This is a genomic window from Caballeronia sp. HLA56 (assembly GCF_054655155.1).
Genome location: NZ_BAAHOB010000005.1, coordinates 776661 through 797713, shown reverse-complemented (window position 1 = coordinate 797713; position 21053 = coordinate 776661). Strand labels below are relative to the sequence as shown.

Below are 21053 nucleotides of genomic sequence, written 5' to 3'. Positions count from 1 at the left end.
TTCGAGCGCTTGCACGAGAAGAATTGTGGTGAGCCGCGCGTCTTTCGAACATTCAGCCAAATGGCTAACGCGTGTGTTTGGCGCGTTTCAGAGGTGCTTATCCGCACGATCCCGCGTATCTTGAAGGGACGAAGTTCCGAAGCAGGAGAAACGGGACCGAAGCACGCCCGCGATTCGTCGCAAGTCTTAAGAAAGGCTCGAAACCCGGACGGCTATAATCCCGAGACTGTTTTTTGGTGGTGCCATGCAATCCTCTTCCCCGACCAACCCGCCATCCAAACCGCCCGAAGGTCAGACGACCAGGCGACCGTGGTATTTGCGGCTGCTTTCCGCGCTTGTCATCAGCTTTTTCGCGCTAATCGTTTGCGCGGCGCTCGTGCTCGGGTATGCGCTCGTCGTCGCGATGCCGAACCTGCCTTCGCTCGATGCGCTCACTGACTACAAGCCGAAGGTGCCGCTGCGCATCTATACGGCGGATCACGTGCTGATCGGCGAATTCGGCGAAGAGCGGCGCAGCGTCGTGCGCATTCGCGATGTGCCGGACCATCTCAAGAAAGCGGTGCTCGCCATCGAGGACTCGCGTTTCTACGACCACGGCGGCGTCGATCTCACCGGCATCCTGCGCGCGGGCACGGTGGCGCTGTCGAACGGTCACGCGTCACAGGGCGCAAGCACGATCACCATGCAGGTCGCGCGCAACTTCTTCCTGTCGAGCGAGAAGACCTACACGCGCAAGATCTACGAGATGCTGCTCGCTTACAAGATCGAGCGCGCGCTGACGAAAGATCAGATTCTCGAGGTCTATATGAATCAGATCTATCTCGGACAGCGCGCGTATGGTTTTGCGAGCGCCGCCCGGGTGTACTTCGGCAAGGATCTGAAGGACATCTCGCTCGCGGAAGCCGCCATGCTCGCCGGTCTGCCGAAGGCGCCGTCGGCCTATAACCCGGTCGTGAATCCGAAGCGCGCGAAGGTGAGGCAGGAGTACATCCTTCAGCGCATGCGCGAACTCAACTTCATCACGCAGGACGAATACGACCAGGCGAAGAATCAGCCGCTCGTCGTGAAGGGACAAGGCCGCGAGTTCAGCGTGCACGCCGAATACGTCGCGGAAATGGTGCGGCAGATGATGTACGCGCAGTACAAGGAAGAGGCGTACACGCGCGGTCTGAATGTCGTGACCACGATCGATTCCGCCGATCAGGACGCCGCCTACCGCGCGGTACGCAAGGGGCTGATGGACTACGAACGCCGGCATGGATATCGCGGGCCCGAGGGTTTCATCGATCTGCCCGCGAATGCGGACGACCGCGAGCAGGCTATCGACGACGCGCTTGCCGAGCATCCGGACAACGGCGAGATCGTCGCGGCGGTGGTCACGTCGGCGAGCACGAAGGAAGTGAAGGCGAGCTTCATCGACGGCAACGTGGCGACCATCAACGGCGCCGATCTGCGCTTCGTCTCCAATGCGCTCTCCACGCGCGCACAGCCCAATGCCCGCATTCGTCCTGGCGCGATCGTGCGGCTCATGAAGAACGACGACGGCGAGTGGATCATCACGCAGTTGCCGCAAGTGGAAGGCGCGCTGATCTCGCTCGTGCCGCAGGACGGCGCCATCCGCGCGCTCGTGGGCGGTTTCGACTTCAACAAGAACAAGTTCAATCACGTGACGCAAGCGTGGCGTCAGCCGGGTTCGAGCTTCAAGCCGTTCATCTATTCGGCGTCGCTGGAAAAAGGCTTGTCGCCCGCGACCATCATCAACGATGGTCCGCTCTTCTTCACCGCCGCCGAAACCGGCGGTCAGGCGTGGGAGCCGAAGAACTACGGCGGCGGCTTCGACGGACCCATGACCATGCGCTCCGCGCTGCAGAGGTCGAAGAACATGGTGTCCATCCGCATTTTGAACACCATCGGCACGAAGTACGCACAGCAGTACATCACGCGCTTCGGCTTCGACGCGGACCGGCACCCCGCGTATTTGCCGATGGCGCTCGGCGCGGGTCTCGTCACGCCGCTGCAGATGGCGACGGGCTACGCGGTGTTCGCCAATGGCGGGTATCGCGTGAATCCGTATCTGATCGCCGATATCACCGACCCATACGGCGCGGTCGTTTCGCATCCGCAACCGCTCGTCGCGCAGCAAAGCGCGCCGCTTGCCATCACGCCGCGCAACGCGTTCGTGATGAATAGCCTTTTGCAAAGCGTCGCGCAGCACGGCACGGCGGCCAAGACGAATCAGTTGAAGCGCACCGACCTCGCAGGCAAGACCGGCACGACGAACGATTCGCGCGATGCCTGGTTCGCGGGCTATCAGCGTTCGCTCGTGGCGATTGCGTGGATCGGCTATGACAATCCGCGCACGCTCGGCGACAAGGAAACGGGCGGCGGTCTCGCACTGCCCGTGTGGATGGATTACATGACGCGCGCGCTGAAGGGCTTGCCCGAGTACAAGCCGATGACGCCGCCCGACGTGACCTCGCTCGGTGGCGAACTGTACTTCGACGACATGACGCCGGGCCACGGCTTCATCGCGACAATCGGCGTGAGTCAGGCGTCGTCGGCAGCGGGCGTGTCAGGCGTCACGGCTCCGGCGCCCGAAGTCGGCGAGCAGGAAAAGCAGGACATCATGAATCTGTTCAAGGGACAGTGACGTTCCTTGCCGGGCGCGCCTTACTTCGCTGAAAAGCGAACGGGCTCGCCCGCCTGTTCGGTCGAATACTTCGTGAGCGTGGCGAAAAACTCGCTGTTGTCGCGTGTGTCGCGCCAGGCGCCATCCACGTATTTGTAGTGAAAACCGCCCGCCTTCGCGGCTAGCCAGATCTCGTGTTTCGGCGGCTGAAGATTGACGATCACCTTCGTGCGGTTCTCGAATTCCAGCGTGAGCACATTGCCGCTACGCTCGAATTCGATATCGGCTTCAGCCCGATCCACAGCACGTTCGATGGCCGTCAGCGCGGCCTCTGCCAAGCTCAGGTATTCCTGGTCTGTCATGCTAAACTCCATCGATTCAATGGTACAGGGACGGTCATGCGAGTCGTTTTCAGGATGAGCGCGATTGTAGCGGCTTTGAGCATGAGCGCCGCGGCAACACTCGCACTCGGCGGTTGTGGACAACGTGGTCCGCTCTATCTTCCCACTGTCCCGCCACTGCCGCAGCGTCCTAGCGACCTTCAGGATACGCCGCCTTCCGCTTCCGTCGACAAGGCAAGCGCTGCATCGGCTGCGAGCGAGACTGGCGACATTCCCGATACCTCCGGCGCGCCGCTGTCGCTTTCGCCGGACACCACTCTGAAACCGGCGCCCGCCGGGTACTGACCTAAGCCTCACGCGCACCAAGCCGCGTACATCCGAATCCACGCATGAACGATTCCGCATTCCACTACGTCGACGGCGCGTTGCACGTCGAAGGCGTCCCCGCCGCGTCGCTCGCGGAACAGTTCGGCACGCCGCTTTACGTCTATTCGCGCGATGCACTGACGCGCGCCTATCGCGCTTACGCCGATGCCTGCGCGGGCCGCAAGGCAACGGTGCACGTCGCGGTCAAAGCCAACAGCAACCTCGCGGTGCTCAACGTGTTCGCGCGTCTGGGCGCGGGCTTCGACATCGTGTCGTCGGGCGAACTGGCGCGTGTACTGGCCGCGGGCGGCAAGGCTTCCAACACGGTTTTCTCGGGCGTCGGCAAGAGCGCGGCCGAGATGCGCGAGGCGCTCGAAGCGGGCGTGAAGTGCTTCAACGTCGAGTCCATTCCCGAGTTGCACGCGCTCAACGAAGTCGCGAAGTCGCTTGGCAAGAAGGCGCCCGTGTCGCTGCGCGTGAATCCCGATGTCGACGCCAAAACGCATCCGTACATCTCCACCGGTTTGAAGTCGAACAAGTTCGGCGTGGCCTTCGGCGACGCGCGCGCGACGTATCGTGAAGCGCATGACATGGCGAATCTCGATGTCGTGGGTATCGACTGTCATATCGGTTCGCAGATCACCGAAGTGAGCCCGTATCTCGATGCCGTCGACAAGCTGCTCGACCTCGTCGAACAGATCGAGTCCGACGGCATGGGCATTCGTCACGTGGATGTCGGCGGCGGTCTCGGCATTACGTACGACGACGAAACGCCGCCGGATATCGGCGACTTCGTGCGCACGTTGCTCGCGCATTTCGAAGAGCGCGGCCACGGTCAGCGCGAAGTGTATTTCGAGCCGGGACGCTCGCTCGTCGGCAATGCGGGCGTGCTGCTAACGCGCGTCGAGTATCTGAAGCCGGGTGAAGAGAAGAACTTCGCTATCGTCGATGCCGCGATGAACGACCTCGCGCGTCCCGCCATGTACGAGGCGTTTCATCGCATCGTGCCGGTCATCGAACGCAAGGCAAGCGCGCGTTTATACGATGTCGTCGGCCCGGTTTGCGAAAGCGGCGACTGGCTCGGACGCGATCGTGAACTGGCCGTCGAGCAAGGCGACTTGCTCGCCATTCTTTCGGCGGGAGCGTATGGCTTCGTCATGAGCTCGAACTACAACACGCGTGCGCGCGCCGCTGAAATCATGGTCGATGGCGAACGCGCGCGCGTGGTGCGCGAACGCGAAGAAGTGAAGCAGTTGTTCGCGGGCGAATCCATTTTGCCGGACTGAATCTTCGTGCCGTGAGCCAAAAAAGCGATGCCGTGGCATCGCTTTTTTTTATGCGCTCAACCGGCGTCGCTCGATTCGTCCTTTGAGCCACGCGATCAGCCGCCAGCCCAGCAACACGATCACGATTGCGCCGTAAATCTTCGGCAAGGCGAAATCGTGCTTGCCGGCCTTCATCCACCAGAAATGCAGGATGGCCAGAATAGCGACGAGATAGATGATCCGATGCAGCATCTGCCAGCGGCGGCCGAGCTTGCGGACCATCGCTTTCGGCGATGTCACCGCGAGCGGTATCAGCAACACGAACGCGGCGAAGCCCACGGTGATGAACGGCCGCTTGCCGATGTCCTTCAACATCGCGGCGGCATCGAACCACTTATCGAACCAAATGTATGTCGTGAAGTGCAGCACGGCGAAGAAGAACGCGTAAAGGCCGATCATGCGGCGAAAGCGCACGAGCGCCGTCACGCCCGTGAGCCGGCGCACCGGCGTGATGGCGAGCGTGATGCAGAGATAGACGAGTGTCCAGAGGCCGGTCGAACGCGTGATGAACTCGATCGGATTCGCGCCCAGTCCGCCCATGAAGCCGAGCAACACAATGCGCGCCAGCGGATAGAGCGCCGCGATGAACACGATCACTTTTGCGGGCGCGATCCAGCGCGGCCCGGACCGCACGCTCGCGCGCGTTTGCGATCGCTTGAGTTCGGATGCAGTGGGCATCGTTCAGAAGTTTTTCTTGAGGTCCATGCCCTGATAGAGCGACGCAACCTGATCGCCATATCCGTTGAACATGAGCGTCTTGCGCTTGGGCGCAAAGAAACCGTCCTCGCCAATACGCCGCTCCGTCGCCTGACTCCAGCGCGGATGATCCACGCCAGGATTCACGTTCGAATAGAAGCCGTATTCCGTCGGCGCGTATAGATTCCAGCTCGTCGGCGGCTGCTTTTCGACGAAGCGAATCTTGACCAGCGACTTCGCGCTCTTGAAGCCGTATTTCCACGGCACGACGATACGCACCGGCGCGCCGTTCTGATTCGGCAGCACTTCGCCATACAAGCCGACGGTGAGCAAGGTGAGCGGATTCATCGCTTCGTCCATGCGCAGGCCTTCGGAATACGGCCATTCGAGGATCGGCGTCGAAAGACCCGGCATCTGCGAAGGATCGGCAAGCGTGACGAACTGCACGTACTTCGCGCTGCCCGTGGGCTCCGCGCGCTTGATGAGCTCGGACAGCGAGACGCCGATCCACGGAATGACCATCGACCAGCCTTCGACGCATCGCAGGCGATACAAACGTTCTTCGAGTGGCGCGAGCTTCAGAAGCTCGTCGATGTCGTAGGTTTTCGGATTCTTGATCGCGCCTTCGACCGACACTTTCCACGGCCTCGACCGCAACGTGCCCGCGTGTTCAGCGGGATCGCCCTTGTCGGTGCCGAACTCGTAGAAATTGTTGTAGCTCGTGATGTCCTTGAGCGACGTCGCCTTGTCGAGCGCGATGAACTTCGGATTCGCTTTCGCCGCGAGTTTCTGGCCCTTCGCATCCGGCGATGTAAACGCCGCATTCGCGATGCCGCTCACGCCAGTCAAGCCGGTCGCCGCCAGCGCGCCGATCGAACGCAGCGCACGCCGCCGATTCTCGAACACATCGCGCGGCGTGATTTCGTGCGCGGCGATATCGTCACCGTAAAGCGCGCGATTACGTCTGATCCACATGGAGCCATACTCCCTTTGCTTGCGCGGCATTGGATACGCCGCCCATCCATTCATATACGTGCAAACAGCAAACCGGATGCCGCTATTCCATCACAAGACAAAAAAAAACCGCCAGCGCGACGCATGGCGGTTTCTCTTCTTTCGATGGCGCGAGATCAGAGCTTGCCGTAACTGTGCAGTCCCGAAAGGAACATGTTGACGCCCAGAAACGCGAAGGTCGTGACGATCAATCCCGTCAGCGCCCACCACGCCGCCGCCGCGCCGCGCAGGCCCTTCATCAACCGCATGTGCAGCCACGCCGCGTAGTTCAGCCAGACGATCAGTGCCCACGTTTCCTTCGGGTCCCAGCTCCAGTAACCGCCCCACGCTTCGGCGGCCCACAGCGCGCCGAGAATGGTCGCGATGGTGAAGAACGCGAAACCGACCGCAATGGACTTGTACATCACGTCGTCGAGCACTTCCAGCGACGGCAGACGGTCGGCCAAAAAGCCGCGCTGCTTCGCCAGATACGCGACGGAAACCATCGCGGAAAGCGCGAAACTGCCGTAGCCGATGAAGTTCGCCGGTACGTGAATCTTCATCCACCAGCTTTGCAGCGCGGGCACGAGCGGCTGAATCTGCTGCGCGTCGCGGGCAATCGAATACCACATCAGGAAGCCGACCGCCGCGCTGATCACGAGCAGCACGAACGCGCCCATCTGACGCGTCGCGTAATGCTGTTCGTAGTAGAGATAGAACAGTGACGTGATGAGGCAAAACAGTACGAACACTTCGTACAGATTCGAGATGGGAATGTGTCCGACATCCGCGCCGATCATGTACGACTCGTACCAGCGCACCATCAGGCCCGTGAAGCCCATGAGCACCGCGACCCACGTCATGCGCGAGCCGATTGCGCCGCCCGTCTGCGAGCGCGACACGAGGCCGATCCAGTAAAAGAGCGTCGCCAGGATGAAGAGCGCGCTCATCCATAGAATCGCGGATTGGCTCGACAGGAAGTATTTGAGGAAGAAGTTGGTTTCGGCGCGCGCGAGGTCGTGCTGATAGAGCTGGATGGAGAACAGCGACATGACCGCGATCGTCGCGATGAGCAGCCGCGCCGGTTTCCAGCGCCAGCCGAGCACGACGAAGGTCGGCACCGCGGCGACCAGCACCGCCATGTCGTACACGTCCATGAACGCGTGATAGCGGTTGAGCGCGAAGCCCGCGCCCGCGACCATCGCAATGGCGAACAGCCAGTCGATTGCGCCCAGGCGTTTGAGGAACGGTCGATCGTCGAAAACGGCGACATCGGGCAGGCCCGACGACGATGATGCCGGACGTTCCGTCTTGGGCTGCGCGTGGGAGGAGGTCTGAGAAAGGTCCATGATCTTACCGTGTTGATACTTCCGAGCCGGAGGCCGCGGATGGCTCGTGTGTTTGCGTCGCCGATGCTTTCGACGAATGCTGCGCCGCCGGATCGATCGGCGTGGTGCCGAGCGCCGCCGCGACCGTCGCGCGCGTACGCTCGAATTCCTTCTCGAAATCGAGCGTGCGGCGCGCCGTGGACATTGCCATCAAAACGCTCGCACCGCCTTGCCCTGAATCTTTGAGCCAGAACCAGAGCCGGCGTTCACGCACGTAAAACATCGAGAAAATGCCGAGCACGAGCAGCAGGCTGCCAAGATACACCACTTTTTTGCCCGGTGCGCGCGTCAGCTGGAATACCGATGCTTGCACCTGTTTGAACGTGTCGAGCTGCAAAAATACCGGCGATCCGTACAGAAAGCTGTCGGAAAGCGCGTTGATGGAAGACTGAACGAAGGCGCTGTTTTTCTCGTCCACTTTTGCGGCCGGCTCGCCGTTTTGTTCGCGGGAAATCTGCCAGACGTCCCACATTGCGCCTTCCAGCATGCGCATGAGCAAACCGGCGGCCTTTTCTTGCTCGCCCTTCGGCACCGAACGATCGATGAACGCCGCGATACTCTGAAATCCGCCGCTCATTTGCGGATTCGTGGACCCGTTGCCCGATTCATCCGAGCCGGCGAAAAGATTCAGCACGCGGATCGCGCTTTCGTCCAGGTGCTTCTGCAAATCGCCGTTTTCCTGGGGCACGGAACGCTGCGCGAACCGGTGCGCAGCCTCGATGCGCGTCGCGGGCGTGGCAAGCGCGGCGCGCAGATTCATCCATTCCTTCACCGTGCCTTGCTCGTCGGCAGGAATGCGCAAGTAGCGGAACGGATCGCTCGGGCTCAGGCGCATGCCGGCGAGGAACATCCGCTGACCGCTGACATCGACCGGCAACATGTAGTTGCTGTACTCGCGCGCCTGACCGTCCGTGCCGCGCACCTTGTACTGCACCGATGGGCCGATATTGCGCAGATCCGTCGGCTTCGACGTCTTTGCGCCGGAGCCGAGGCGCTCGTCGAACGCATCGCGCAAGGTTTCCTTCTTGCCGACGCCGCGTGCGTCCGGCGCACCGTTGCCGTCCGTCATGTTTTCGACGTTGATTGCGCGGAAATCGGTGAATTCGACCGTTTGGCCTTGCGCACCGGCAATCTGCTGATTCACGGGCGCAGTGCCGCCGATCGTACCGTTGAAGGGCGTGGTTTTCGCGCTGCCGCCGCTCATGGGCCAGGCGGTCATCTGCATCTTCGAGCCGCCATCCTGAAAACTCGACTGATAGATCGACACGCCGTCGTACGTGAACGGCTTGTTCACCTCGACGCGCGCCGGAATGCGCTTGCCGGTCTTGTGGTCGATCACCACGATGTCGCTCGCGAACAGCTTCGGCATGCCGGTCGAGTAGTAATCGACGATGAATTTGTCGAGTTGAATCGAGAACGGCAAGTCCTGAATAATCGAGCCGTCCTGCTGATTCAAGATTGCCGTGCCGACGTATTGACCTTCCGGGACCCACGCGTAACCGCGAAACGTCGGATTCGACACGGACAGGCGATGCTCCGCCGGAATGTCGTTGATGACCGCGTTGGTCTGAATGGGCGTCTTGTTGAAGAGCCACATCTGCAGCTTGATGGGCAGATTGCTGTCGAGCAGCCCGCCGACGCAAATGATGACGATAGCCAGATGCGCCGAGATGTAGCCGATCTTCGTGAGCGCGCCGCGCTTGCCCGCGATGAGCGTCGAGCCTGCGTCAATCTGACGCGCGACAAAGCGATAACCCATCTTTGCGGAAAGACGTTCGAGCGTGGCGGCCGTCTGCGCGCGATCCGCGCTGACCACGAATTCACCCTTGTGATGAAATGCGCGCAAGCCGCCTTCGTGAACGCGATCCTTCCAGCTCTTGAGGTCCGCGATCATTTTCGGGCCGTTGCGAATGACGCATAGCGAGACCGAAATCACAAGAAAGATCAGGATCAGCATGAACCACCACGCGCTGTACACGGTGTAGATGCTGATGCCGCGGAAGATGTCCGCCCAGAACGGGCCGAACTGATTGACGTAGTTGGGGTACGGGTCGTCTTGCGTAAGCACCGTGCCGATGATGCTTGCTATGGCCAGTACGACCAGCAAGGCGATGGCGAAGCGCATCGAACTCACGAGTTCGACAAAATGCCTGACCGCGCGACGGCTCGACTTCGACTGCAATCCCGATGTGGTGACGCTCATTCAAACTCCGACTGACAGCAAAAAGGGTGGCGACGCGAGCGGCCTCGTCGACCGACGTCCCACCCTTTTCTTGTTTTCGCGCCGGCCTCGTTGGACCGGCTGCTTAATGTTTGCTCAGTGGCAACTTACGGGCAACGCTTGGGGCAACTCAGTATCGACGATTACCGGGTTCGATGCCGAAGAACGCATGCCCTGCCCGGATCAATGCAAACCGGCGATGTAATCCGCCACCGCTTTCATCTCCGTTTCGCTCAAACGGGAGGAGATGGCATGCATGGGCTCGCTATTGTTACGCGTGCCTTGCGCGAATGCATTCAACTGCGCCACCGTGTAATCGCCCCACTGCCACGACAGCCGCGGATATTGCACCGGGATACCCATGCCTGTAGCGCCGTGGCACGCCGCGCACGCCGGCACACCCTTGTCCGCGATGCCGCCGCGATAAATCTTCTGCCCGAGCACAACGTCGTTCTTGTCGCGCGCAAAGTTGGGCTTGGCCTTCTGCGACGCAAAGTATGCGGCGACGTTGATCATGTCCTGATCCGACAACGCGCCCGCAATGCCCGCCATGATCGGATTGTTACGCGTCGGCGCCTTGGCTCCCGGCTGCGTCTTGTAATCCTTCAACTGCTTGACGATGTATTCAGCGTGCTGGCCCGCGAGCTTGGGAAACGCCGCGCCAGCGCTGTTGCCATCCGCCGCGTGACACGCCGCGCACACCTGGGTTGCAATGGCCTGACCTCGGGCCACATCCGGCTTCGCCGGTTGCGCGGGCTCCGCCGCGTTTGCTGATGCTGTTATCGATCCACCGAAAGCCGCCGCTGCCTGAATCAACATCAGAGACCTGTACAGTCGGTTCATTCGCGTACCCTGTTTTTCGTCTTGTGAGAATGTGAGGTTCTGCAAAAAACGACGGCGGCAAACCGGGAACGGCCACAACATGACCCGAACGAAAGGGCTCAAAAGACGCCCTTAAAACTGTCTCGCTCCATTGTGGGTGCGCTTGCAACCCGGGTCTTCCGTGCCCGTGCGGATCTTTAAAAAACCGTCGTATTGTACAATAACCCGCTACACGCAAAGACGCCAGTCGGGGCATGCCCAGTATTTGCCGGGTTCTCAAGGCTTCATGTTTTCGCAGCTCTCTCAGTCGACCCGCCAAATGCCATTTCTGCTCCATCAAGCTCGCTTCTTCACCACTGTCAATCACCTTCGTGATCTGCCGCCGACGCCGCAACCTGAAATCGCTTTCGGCGGCCGTTCCAACGCAGGCAAGTCCACTGCGATCAATGTGCTCTGCAATCAGAAGCGGCTCGCGTTCGCCAGCAAGACGCCCGGACGCACGCAGCACATCAACTACTTCTCCGTCGGGCCTGAAGACGAACCGACCGGCTTTCTGGTCGACCTTCCGGGTTACGGCTATGCCGAAGTGCCAGGCGCCGCAAAGGCGCACTGGCAGCAATTGCTTTCGACGTATCTGCAAAGCCGCGCTCAATTACGCGGCATGATCCTGATGATGGACTCGCGTCGTCCGCTCACCGAGCTCGACCAGATCATGATCGACTGGTTCGCGCCCACCGGTAAGCCCATTCACGCGCTGCTCACCAAATGCGACAAATTGACGCGACAGGAGATGACCAACGCCCTGCGCGCGACGAAAAAAGCATTCGGCGAGTACAAGGATGCGGGCTATCGCGGTGAATTGAGCGTGCAGCTTTTTTCAGCACTCAAGCGCACGGGACTGGAAGAAGCGCATGAGCTTATTGAAGGCTGGCTCGCGCCTAAGCAAGCGGCTTCGGAAGACGTCGCGGAGTGAAAATTAACGCGTGCGGCATGAAAAAAACCCGCCGCATGACGGCGGGTTAACAGCCTGATCGAATAACGACAGGCACCCGCTCAGGGAGGAGAAGCGGGGAGTTCAGCGCGAAGCGCCTTACTCGATCGGTATGATATACCATTGTCTCAAAACGTTTCCGGACCGCTCCGAGCGCTTGCCCGGCAAGGCTTCAAGCATATTCGAAGCGCGTTTTCATCCTCGTCCCCGAAGCACTTCAAACCGAGCCAAGTCATGAGTTTCTATCCCCATCATCGCCCGCGCCGCATGCGCCGCGATGACTTCTCACGCCGTCTGATGCGCGAGAACATCCTCACCACGAACGATCTGATTTATCCCGTGTTCATCGTCGAAGGCACCGACGTGCGGCATGCCGTGCCGTCTATGCCCAGCGTCGAGCGCACGTCCGTCGACTTGTTGATGAGCGTGGCCGAGCAGTGCGTCGAGCTGGGCGTGCCCGTGATCTCGCTCTTTCCGGCAATCGAACCGTCGCTGAAAACACCGGATGGACGCGAGGCGACCAATCCCGAAGGTCTGATCCCGCGTGCCGTGCGCGAACTGAAGAAGAACTTCCCGACGCTCGGCGTACTCACCGATGTCGCACTCGACCCGTACACGAGTCACGGCCAGGACGGCGTGCTCGATGAAGAAGGCTACGTGAAGAACGACGAAACGAGCGAGATTCTCGTCGATCAGGCGCGCACCCAGGCGGAAGCAGGCGTGGATATCGTGGCGCCGTCGGACATGATGGACGGACGCATCGGCGCCATTCGCGAGATGCTGGAAAGCGACGGCCACATCCACACGCGCATCATGGCTTACGCGGCGAAATTCGCATCGGCGTTCTATGGCCCGTTCCGCGATGCCGTCGGCTCCGCCGCGAATCTCGGCAAGGGCAACAAGATGACGTATCAAATGGACCCGGCGAACTCTGATGAAGCGATGCGCGAAGTGCGCATGGACATCGAGGAAGGCGCGGACATGGTGATGGTCAAGCCCGGCATGCCATATCTCGACATCGTGCGGCGCGTGAAGGACGAGTTCCGCTTTCCGACGTACGCCTATCAGGTGAGCGGCGAGTACGCGATGATCAAGGCCGCCGCGCAAAACGGCTGGCTCGATCACGACAAGACGATGATGGAAGCGCTGCTCGCGTTCAAACGCGCGGGCGCGGATGGCGTCTTGACCTATTTCGCGCTGGATGCCGCGAAGATTTTGCGGGCGTCGAAATAAAGTCGTTTCAGGGCGGTGCGCAATGCATCGCCCTTCGTCATCCGTTCGCCGGACTGACTTTATCGAGGCTTTTCAAAAACGTATCCGCGGATTCATAGCCAACTACGCGCGCGACCTCGTTGCCTTGCGCATCGAAAAAGATGATGCCGGGCGGGCCGAACAGCTTGAAGCGCTTGAGCAAGGTCTGATCATCGGTGTTGTTCGCGGTCACGTCCGCACGCAACAGATTGAGTTGCGCGAGACGCGCCTGAACGCGGGCGTCGGAGAAAGTCAGGTTCTCCATTTCCTTGCAGGACACGCACCAGTCGGCGTAAAAGTCGAGCATGGCGGGACGTGCCGCCGATTTCACCGCCGAATCCAGTTCCGTCGATGACTTGACCGGCGCGAAGATCGGCCCCGATGCTCGTGCCGTCGCGCCTGCATTGCTGCCGCCGCGCGCGGCTAGTACGGCTAGCGGGCGCAACGCATCCGTCGATCCCGCCGCGAGACCGACCAGCAACGCCGCCGCCCAGATGGCAAACGCGGCGCCCAGGCCGCGCCCCAGCCGCTTCCAGACGTTGATCGGCGCGACCGCGCCCGACGCAAATAGGCCGAGCGATGCCGCCGCGACCAGCAGCCAAAGCGCGGCCAGCAACATTTGCGCGACGCCACCGATGACCGGCCACACGATCCACAAAGCGGCCGCAAGCAACGCGACGCCGAAAAACACCTTCACGCCGTCCATCCAGGCTCCCGCTCGCGGAAGCACCGACCCCGCGCCGAGACCGATGATCAGCAACGGCACACCAAGCCCGATACCCATGGCGAACAGCGCGGCCCCGCCGAGCACGGCGTTGCCCGTGTGCGCGACAAACGCGAGCACGGCGAAAAGCGGCGCGGTCATGCACGCGCCGACGACGAGCGCCGACAACGCGCCCATCACGGCGACCGCTGCGAACTTACCGCCGCCGCGTTTCTGAGACGCCTCGTTGACGCCGCTTTGCCAGCGCTCCGGCAACGCGATATCGACTCCCGAGATCAGCGCGATCGCGAAAACCGCGAGCAGGATGCCGAACGCGCCCAGCACCCACGGGTTTTGCAGCCACGCGCCGAGGCTTTGACCGACGAGCGCCGCGGCAATCCCAAGCGCGGTATAGACAAGCGCCATGCCGACGACGTACGACACCGACAGCGCAAAGCCACGCGTGCGCGTGACGCGCGCGCCTTCGCCGACGATGATTGCGGAAAGAATCGGGATCATCGGATACGAGCAAGGCAACAAGCTCAACACCATGCCCGCCAGAAAGTACAAGCCGACCACAGCGAAGAAGCCGCCGCCTTCGAGCATCGACTGCGCGTAGTCGGCGCTCGTCGCGCGTTCGAACCAGGATTGGGACGACGCAGTGTTTGTCGCTGGAGACGTCGCAGAACCGGCACCCGCAGCTTGCAACGCGTCGCCCTTGACGCGATAAACGCGCTCCATCGGCGGATAGCAGATGCCCTGATCCGCGCAACCTTGCGACGTAACTGATAGCTCGAACGGCCCCTTTGCCTGAGTCACCGGAATGCGGATGAGTAGTTCGCCGCGATAGGTTTCGACGTCCTTGTTAAATGTCTGGTCGAAATGAACCTTGCCGGCGGGCAGTTGCGCCGCGCCGATAATCGCCCCGCCGCTTTTGACCGCAAAGGCAAAGCGCTCGCGATACATGTAGTAGCCGTCGGCGATCTTATAACGCACGTCCACTTCGCCCGGCTGTTCGGACGCACTGAACTTGAAGGCGACGGCGGGATCGAGGAAGTCGTCCGCGGCGTGCGCGGCGTTTATCGCCAAAGGCAGAAAGGCGAGCGTCGCGGCCATCATCAGCCAACGCAAAACGAGACGAGGAAGATCAAACATGAAGAGGACGCTGCGTTTCTGCATTGACCCATTGTCCATATCCCGGCGATGCATCGGCCTGCCAGACAAGAATTTCGGGCGTTTCGTAAGGATGCGCCGCCGCGACGAAGCGCTGCAGTTCGGCGCTGCACGCAGGGCTCGTCTTGAAGAGCAACTGCACTTCCCGCGATGTCTCCAGTGCGCCCTTCCAGTAATATTGCGATTGCACTTCGCCGAGCCTCGTCACACACGCAGCCAGGCGCGCCTCGAGCACCGCTTGCGCCAACGTGTCGGCAGCGTGTGCATCCGGAACGGTGGTCAGCATAAGGACGACAGGGACATTCACTTCGGGCTCCGGTGCGGCGCGGCACGTGAGACTTGTGGATCGGGCCTTATCGTAGCACTCTGCTCACTTCGACGATCGCAACGACTCCGAAGCCCACAATGCAAAAAGGCCAAGCTACGCTTGACCTTTTCGTTCACCACCAACCGAATTTATTCAGCTTCCTGAACTTCTTCGGTTTCTTCGACTTCCGGGCGGTCCATCAGTTGAACCAGCGCCATCGGTGCGTTGTCGCCAACTCGGAAACCAAACTTCAGGATGCTGAGGTAGCCACCCGGACGGCTTGCGTAACGCGGGCCGAGGACGTCGAACAGCTTTGCGACGGAGTCACGATCGCGCAGGCGATTGAACGCCAGACGACGATTTGCCAGCGACGGCTTCTTGCCGAGCGTGATGAGGGGCTCGACAACCTTGCGCAGTTCCTTGGCTTTCGGCAGCGTCGTCTTGATGACTTCGTGCTCGATCAGCGAGTTCGACATATTACGGAGCATTGCCAGACGGTGGCTGCTCGTGCGGTTCAGTTTCCGCAAACCATGCTTATGGCGCATTTCAGTTCCTTAAACGAGTTTTGATCCAGCTCTTCTATTGCGCTCTAAAGTGGCGCACGGGCCGGTCGAAGAAAAAGCAAGACGCGGATTTTAAAGCAAAATCCGCGTCTTTGCCAGTAACGCGATTGACTCTTTCGCTTACTTGTCGAGACCAGCCGGCGGCCAGTTTTCGAGCTTCATGCCGAGCGTCAGACCGCGCGAAGCCAAGACTTCCTTGATTTCGTTCAGCGACTTGCGGCCCAGATTCGGCGTCTTCAGCAGTTCGTTTTCCGTACGCTGGATAAGATCGCCGATGTAGTAGATGTTTTCGGCCTTCAGACAGTTCGCCGAGCGAACCGTGAGTTCCAGGTCATCCACCGGGCGCAGCAGGATCGGATCGATCTGCGGCGCACGCGACGGCGCTTCCGCTGCCGCTTCCGTGCCTTCCAGCGCTGCGAAGACCGACAACTGATCGACCAGAATGCGCGCCGATTGACGGATCGCTTCCTCCGGCGAGATCACGCCGTTGGTTTCGATGTTCATCACGAGCTTGTCGAGGTCGGTACGCTGTTCGACACGCGCGCTTTCCACGGCATAGCTCACGCGGCGAACCGGCGAGAACGACGCGTCAAGCACGATACGACCGATGATCTTGGCCGATTCCTCGCCATAACGACGCACGTTGCCCGGCACGTAGCCACGGCCCTTTTCAATCTTGATCTGGACGTCGAGCTTGCCGCCCTTCGAAAGGTGGGCAATCACGTGACCGGGATTGATGACCTCGCAATCATGCGCGAGTTCGATATCGCCAGCCGTGACGAGACCTTCGCCTTCCTTGCGCAGCGTCACCGTGACTTCGTCGCGGTTATGCAGCTTGAAGACGACGCCCTTCAGGTTCAACAGCAGGTTGACCACATCCTCTTGCACACCGTCGAGCGTCGAGTATTCGTGCACTACGCCTGCAATCGTCACTTCGGTCGGCGCGTAGCCCACCATCGACGACAACAGCACGCGCCGAAGCGCGTTGCCCAAGGTGTGGCCATAGCCGCGTTCGAACGGCTCCATAACCACTTTCGCATGGCTCTCGCCAAGCGATTCAACTGCAATGATCTTGGGCTTCAACAAACTGGTTTGCATAGGTTTTCCTTTTCAATACCCTCGGCTCGTTACACCGATAAGGCTGACCGGTAACAACCTGAAAAAAACAGCCGAGGCCGCCCTCTTGCCACCGGCAATCAGGGTCCCCGGCTGCCAATCCGGTTACCGCGCGATTAACCGCGCGATTAACGCGAATACAATTCGACGATCAGGCTTTCGTTGATGTCGCCAGCAATATCGCTGCGTTCCGGCATCGACTTGAACGTTCCTTCGAACTTCTTGGCGTCGACCGACACCCAGCTCGGCATACCGCCTTGCTCGGCGAGCGACAGCGCTTCGACGATACGAGCCTGCTTGCGCGACTGCTCACGCACGGAGATGACGTCGCCCGACTTCACTTGCAGCGACGGGATATTCGCGACTTGACCGTTCACGACGATCGACTTGTGGCTCACGAGCTGACGTGCTTCAGCGCGCGTCGAGCCGAAGCCCATGCGATAAACGACGTTGTCGAGGCGCGATTCGAGCAATTGCAGCAGGTTCTCGCCCGTCGGACCCTTGCGGCGGTCGGCTTCAGCGAAGTAGCGGCGGAACTGACGCTCGAGCACGCCATAGATACGCTTCACTTTTTGCTTTTCGCGCAACTGGGTGCCGTAGTCGGACGTGCGTGCGCCCGAAATGCGGCCATGTTGACCAGGCTTGCTGTCGAGCTTGCACTTGTCGGCGAGCGAGCGGCGTGCGCTCTTCAGGAACAGATCGGTGCCTTCACGGCGGGACAGCTTGGCTTTGGGACCGGTATAGCGTGCCACTTTGAATCCTTAAAAATTGATCACGCAAACTTTCGTCTGCGCTAGTTCGAACCCTATAGGCCGAACGGTGGGCTTAGTGAAATGCGCGAAGCAGATGCATAACGCACGAAGCCCGCCGACGCTTTCGCATCGACAGGAAACATGCGGTCGCGAATCAACTGATGCGCGACTTTAGATACGACGACGCTTCGGCGGACGGCAGCCGTTGTGCGGGACCGGCGTCACGTCGGAGATCGCGGTGATCTTGATGCCAAGACCATGCAGCGCGCGCACCGCCGACTCACGGCCAGGGCCGGGGCCCTTGATCCGCACTTCGAGGTTCTTCACGCCGTATTCCATTGCCACGCGGCCAGCCGATTCTGCTGCAACCTGAGCTGCGAAAGGCGTCGACTTACGCGAGCCCTTGAAACCCTGGCCGCCCGAGGTCGCCCATGCCAGCGCGTTACCTTGACGATCGGTGATCGTGATAATGGTGTTGTTGAACGACGCGTGAACGTGAACCACGCCCTCGGCGACGTTCTTCTTGACCTTCTTGCGAACGCGTTGCGCCGCGGAGTTGTTCGAAGCCTTAGCCATTACGTTTTCCTGTAACTGTCAGTTCCGCTTACTTCTTCAGCGATTGCGCTGCACGACGCGGACCCTTGCGAGTACGGGCGTTGGTGCGCGTGCGCTGGCCACGCAGGGGCAGACCCTTGCGATGACGCATGCCGCGGTAGCAACCCAAGTCCATCAGGCGCTTGATGTTCATCGTCACTTCACGGCGCAGATCGCCTTCGACGATGAACTTGCCCACTTCGTCACGCAGCTTTTCGAGGTCTGCGTCGGTGAGGTCCTTGACCTTCTTCGAAAATTCCACACCAGCAGCACTGCAAATGCCGCGGGAACGCGTGCGACCAATGCCGAAGATTGCCGTCAGGCCGATCTCGGTATGCTGGTGATTCGGGATGTTAACCCCTGCGATACGAGCCATTGTTTTTCCTCAAACAAAAAGCGCAAGCAAAAAGCGCGGCGTTCAGCCTTGACGCTGTTTGTGGCGCGGATCAGAGCTGCAAATCACGCGCACAACGCCCTTGCGCTTAATGATCTTGCAATTGCGGCAAATGCGCTTAACCGATGCCATCACTTTCATGATATTACCCTTTTTTCAAATCACTTCGCCCGGAACACGATCCGTGCACGAGACAGATCGTAAGGCGTCAATTCAACCGTAACCTTGTCGCCCGGTAGGATACGGATGTAGTGCATCCGCATCTTTCCGGATATGTGTCCCAGGACGACATGGCCATTTTCCAATTTCACCCGGAAAGTAGCGTTGGGGAGGTTTTCAATGACCTCGCCCTGCATCTGGATTACATCGTCTTTGGCCATAGTCCTAACTAGCGCATCGGGACGTTGCCGCCCTTGAAGTTTGCCTTCTTGAGCAGCGATTCATATTGTTGCGACATAACGTACGACTGCACCTGAGCCATGAAGTCCATCGTGACGACGACAATGATCAGCAGCGACGTTCCACCAAAATAAAACGGCACGTTCCAGCGCAACACCAGAAACTCAGGCAACAAGCACACAAACACGATGTAGATCGCACCGGCCAGCGTCAGACGCGTGAGGATGCGGTCGATGTACCGTGCAGTCTGATCGCCCGGACGAATACCCGGAACGAACGCACCGCTCTTCTTCAAGTTGTCGGCGGTTTCCCTGCTGTTGAACACCAACGCGGTGTAGAAGAAGCAGAAGAACACGATAGCCAACGCATACAGCAGCACGTACACAGGTTGACCGGGCTTGAGGGCTTCAGCCACGCTGTGCAGCGTGTTCGCGAACCAGCCGGTACGCGTTCCCGAACTGAACCAGTTCAGGATGGTTGCCGGGAAGAGAATGATCGACGACGCGAAGATCGGCGGAATCACACCCGACATGTTCAGCTTCAGCGGCAGATGTGACGACTGTCCACCGTAAATCTTGTTACCGACCTGGCGCTTCGCATAGTTCACGAGGATCTTGCGCTGACCGCGTTCGATGAACACGACCAGATACGTAACCGCCGCGATCAACGCGACGATGATGATCGCCGAGATGATGCTCATCGAACCGGTGCGAACCAGCTCGAACAGACCGCCGATTGCATTCGGAAAGCCTGCCGCGATACCACCGAAAATGATGATCGAGATGCCGTTGCCGAGACCGCGCTCCGTGATCTGCTCACCAAGCCACATCAGGAACATCGTGCCCGTTACCAGCGTGACCACCGTCGTCAGCCGGAACACCATGCCGGGATCCAATACCAGGCCGGGCTGATTTTCCAGCGCCACCGCGATACCGAAAGCCTGGAAGGTTGCCAGAACCACCGTGAAGATCCGCGTGTACTGCGTGATCTTTCGTTGACCAGCCTGTCCTTCCTTCTTCAACGCCTCCATTTGCGGCGACACGATCGACAACAACTGCATGATGATCGAGGCCGAAATGTAGGGCATGATGCCCAACGCGAAAATCGTGAATCGTGACAGCGCGCCACCCGAGAACATGTTGAACATGCCAAGGATGCCGCCCGACTGGCTTTGGAACAACTTCGCCAGCTGATCCGGATCGATGCCGGGAACCGGAATATGCGCACCAATGCGGTAGACAACCAACGCCAGCAGCAGGAAGACTGCACGCCGACGCAGATCGCCAAATTTCGCCGCGCTTCGACCGGGTTTTGCGAGACTCGGGCTGTTAGCCAAGAACCTTCTCCGATGCTAGTGCTAGTAACGGCGAAATCGCATTACTCGGCGAACGAGCCGCCAGCGGCTTCGATTGCTGCACGGGCGCCCTTCGTTGCCGTCAGACCCTTCACCGTGACCTTGCGGGTGATCTCGCCGGTCTTGATGATCTTCGCGCTCTTGATGAGCTCGCCGACCAGACCCGCTTGCTTCAAAGCCAACAGATCGATTTCGTCGACCGGCAGCTTCTCGAGATCAGCCAGGCGCACTTGACCGACGAATTCCTTCGTCAGCGAAGTGAAGCCGCGCTTCGGCAGACGACGCTGCAGAGGCATCTGACCGCCTTCGAAGCCGACTTTGTGAAAGCCGCCCGAACGCGATTTCTGACCCTTATGGCCGCGACCTGCAGTCTTGCCGAGGCCCGAACCGATGCCGCGACCGACGCGACGCTTAGCGTGCTTCGCGCCTTCTGCCGGCTTCAGGTTATTCAATTCCATGTTCAACTCCTTGGATCCTAGTCGGCGGCCTTAGCCGATGACCTTAACGAGGTACGAAACCTTGTTGATCATCCCGCGCACTGCCGGCGTGTCCTGCAGCTCGCTCACCGAGTTGAGGCGACGCAGGCCGAGGCCACGCACCGTAGCGCGGTGCGTTTCGCGGGTCCCGATCAGGCTCTTGACGAGCTGAATCTTGACAGTTTTCTCAGACATGATG

Annotated in this window: 23 protein-coding genes; 5 read left to right on the top strand and 18 right to left on the bottom strand. The window is 60.2% G+C overall.

Annotation, left to right across the window (positions count from 1 at the left end; all coding sequences use genetic code 11):
• The first annotated feature begins 244 nt into the window (after nucleotides 1–244).
• Nucleotides 245–2650: a penicillin-binding protein 1A gene (locus ACYQ47_RS23265; protein WP_250465854.1), complete on the top strand. Its 2406-nt coding sequence runs from the start codon at nucleotides 245–247 to the stop codon at nucleotides 2648–2650.
• Between the two features lie 20 nt (nucleotides 2651–2670).
• Here ACYQ47_RS23265 and cyaY read toward each other — a convergent pair whose 3' ends face one another.
• Nucleotides 2671–2991, bottom strand: coding sequence for an iron donor protein CyaY (gene cyaY / locus ACYQ47_RS23260; protein ID WP_244826413.1), 321 nt, complete (start codon nucleotides 2989–2991; stop codon nucleotides 2671–2673).
• 36 nt (nucleotides 2992–3027) lie between these two features.
• Here cyaY and lptM point away from each other — a divergent pair, with 36 nt between their 5' ends.
• On the top strand, nucleotides 3028–3315 hold the full coding sequence (gene lptM, locus ACYQ47_RS23255) for an LPS translocon maturation chaperone LptM (protein ID WP_244826414.1): 288 nt from the start codon (nucleotides 3028–3030) through the stop codon (nucleotides 3313–3315).
• Between the two features lie 44 nt (nucleotides 3316–3359).
• Nucleotides 3360–4622 carry a diaminopimelate decarboxylase gene (gene lysA / locus ACYQ47_RS23250; protein ID WP_459907119.1) on the top strand — a complete coding sequence of 421 codons (1263 nt, stop codon included), beginning with the start codon at nucleotides 3360–3362 and terminating at the stop codon, nucleotides 4620–4622.
• Between the two features lie 48 nt (nucleotides 4623–4670).
• Here lysA and msrQ read toward each other — a convergent pair whose 3' ends face one another.
• The 5 genes from msrQ to ACYQ47_RS23225 all read right to left on the bottom strand — a co-directional run bounded on the left by msrQ (nucleotide 4671) and on the right by ACYQ47_RS23225 (nucleotide 10802).
• Nucleotides 4671–5339, bottom strand: coding sequence for a protein-methionine-sulfoxide reductase heme-binding subunit MsrQ (msrQ, locus tag ACYQ47_RS23245; protein ID WP_459907117.1), 669 nt, complete (start codon nucleotides 5337–5339; stop codon nucleotides 4671–4673).
• Nucleotides 5340–5342: 3 nt separating this feature from the next.
• Nucleotides 5343–6332, bottom strand: coding sequence for a protein-methionine-sulfoxide reductase catalytic subunit MsrP (gene msrP, locus ACYQ47_RS23240; RefSeq protein ID WP_459907115.1), 990 nt, complete (start codon nucleotides 6330–6332; stop codon nucleotides 5343–5345).
• Nucleotides 6333–6487: 155 nt separating this feature from the next.
• Nucleotides 6488–7699 carry a c-type cytochrome biogenesis protein CcsB gene (gene ccsB, locus ACYQ47_RS23235; protein ID WP_244826418.1) on the bottom strand — a complete coding sequence of 404 codons (1212 nt, stop codon included), beginning with the start codon at nucleotides 7697–7699 and terminating at the stop codon, nucleotides 6488–6490.
• A gap of 4 nt (nucleotides 7700–7703) precedes the next feature.
• On the bottom strand, nucleotides 7704–9941 hold the full coding sequence (locus ACYQ47_RS23230; RefSeq protein WP_459907112.1) for a cytochrome c biogenesis protein ResB: 2238 nt from the start codon (nucleotides 9939–9941) through the stop codon (nucleotides 7704–7706).
• A gap of 201 nt (nucleotides 9942–10142) precedes the next feature.
• A complete protein-coding gene (locus ACYQ47_RS23225; protein WP_459907110.1) occupies nucleotides 10143–10802 on the bottom strand; it encodes a c-type cytochrome in 660 nt (219 codons plus the stop codon).
• 298 nt (nucleotides 10803–11100) lie between these two features.
• On the opposite strand from ACYQ47_RS23225, the gene yihA reads away from it, so the two are divergent.
• Together yihA and hemB are read left to right on the top strand one after the other, a co-directional pair.
• Entirely contained in the window at nucleotides 11101–11754 is a 654-nt protein-coding gene (gene yihA / locus ACYQ47_RS23220; RefSeq protein WP_244828132.1) for a ribosome biogenesis GTP-binding protein YihA/YsxC, read from the top strand.
• 252 nt (nucleotides 11755–12006) lie between these two features.
• Nucleotides 12007–13005 (top strand): porphobilinogen synthase, encoded by a 999-nt coding sequence (gene hemB / locus ACYQ47_RS23215; protein ID WP_459907107.1) that lies wholly within the window; start codon nucleotides 12007–12009, stop codon nucleotides 13003–13005.
• 37 nt (nucleotides 13006–13042) lie between these two features.
• On the opposite strand, the gene dsbD is transcribed toward hemB, so the two are convergent.
• The 12 genes from dsbD to rpmD all read right to left on the bottom strand — a co-directional run bounded on the left by dsbD (nucleotide 13043) and on the right by rpmD (nucleotide 21049).
• The gene (gene dsbD / locus ACYQ47_RS23210; RefSeq protein ID WP_459907105.1) at nucleotides 13043–14881 is read right to left on the bottom strand and encodes a protein-disulfide reductase DsbD; all 1839 of its coding nucleotides are present in this window, start codon (nucleotides 14879–14881) and stop codon (nucleotides 13043–13045) included.
• On the bottom strand, nucleotides 14874–15206 hold the full coding sequence (gene cutA, locus ACYQ47_RS23205; protein ID WP_459907103.1) for a divalent-cation tolerance protein CutA: 333 nt from the start codon (nucleotides 15204–15206) through the stop codon (nucleotides 14874–14876). The genes dsbD and cutA overlap by 8 nt, the downstream gene beginning before the upstream one ends.
• A 149-nt stretch (nucleotides 15207–15355) precedes the next feature.
• Nucleotides 15356–15751, bottom strand: coding sequence for a 50S ribosomal protein L17 (rplQ, locus tag ACYQ47_RS23200; RefSeq protein ID WP_016346459.1), 396 nt, complete (start codon nucleotides 15749–15751; stop codon nucleotides 15356–15358).
• A 138-nt stretch (nucleotides 15752–15889) separates the two neighbouring features.
• Entirely contained in the window at nucleotides 15890–16867 is a 978-nt protein-coding gene (locus ACYQ47_RS23195) for a DNA-directed RNA polymerase subunit alpha (protein ID WP_244826424.1), read from the bottom strand.
• Nucleotides 16868–17013: 146 nt separating this feature from the next.
• The gene (rpsD, locus tag ACYQ47_RS23190; RefSeq protein ID WP_244826425.1) at nucleotides 17014–17637 is read right to left on the bottom strand and encodes a 30S ribosomal protein S4; all 624 of its coding nucleotides are present in this window, start codon (nucleotides 17635–17637) and stop codon (nucleotides 17014–17016) included.
• Nucleotides 17638–17808: 171 nt separating this feature from the next.
• The gene (gene rpsK / locus ACYQ47_RS23185; protein WP_006052224.1) at nucleotides 17809–18213 is read right to left on the bottom strand and encodes a 30S ribosomal protein S11; all 405 of its coding nucleotides are present in this window, start codon (nucleotides 18211–18213) and stop codon (nucleotides 17809–17811) included.
• Between the two features lie 28 nt (nucleotides 18214–18241).
• Nucleotides 18242–18607, bottom strand: coding sequence for a 30S ribosomal protein S13 (gene rpsM / locus ACYQ47_RS23180; RefSeq protein ID WP_061179113.1), 366 nt, complete (start codon nucleotides 18605–18607; stop codon nucleotides 18242–18244).
• Between the two features lie 42 nt (nucleotides 18608–18649).
• Nucleotides 18650–18766: a 50S ribosomal protein L36 gene (gene rpmJ, locus ACYQ47_RS23175; RefSeq protein WP_004199844.1), complete on the bottom strand. Its 117-nt coding sequence runs from the start codon at nucleotides 18764–18766 to the stop codon at nucleotides 18650–18652.
• Nucleotides 18767–18786: 20 nt separating this feature from the next.
• A complete protein-coding gene (infA, locus tag ACYQ47_RS23170) occupies nucleotides 18787–19005 on the bottom strand; it encodes a translation initiation factor IF-1 (RefSeq protein WP_004521905.1) in 219 nt (72 codons plus the stop codon).
• 8 nt (nucleotides 19006–19013) lie between these two features.
• The gene (gene secY, locus ACYQ47_RS23165) at nucleotides 19014–20360 is read right to left on the bottom strand and encodes a preprotein translocase subunit SecY (protein WP_250465878.1); all 1347 of its coding nucleotides are present in this window, start codon (nucleotides 20358–20360) and stop codon (nucleotides 19014–19016) included.
• Between the two features lie 41 nt (nucleotides 20361–20401).
• Nucleotides 20402–20836, bottom strand: a complete 435-nt coding sequence (gene rplO, locus ACYQ47_RS23160; RefSeq protein WP_244826427.1) for a 50S ribosomal protein L15 — start codon at nucleotides 20834–20836, stop codon at nucleotides 20402–20404.
• Nucleotides 20837–20866: 30 nt separating this feature from the next.
• Complete coding sequence (rpmD, locus tag ACYQ47_RS23155) at nucleotides 20867–21049, bottom strand: 50S ribosomal protein L30 (protein WP_016346466.1); 183 nt, start codon at nucleotides 21047–21049, stop codon at nucleotides 20867–20869.
• Between the last annotated feature and the right edge of the window lie 4 nt (nucleotides 21050–21053).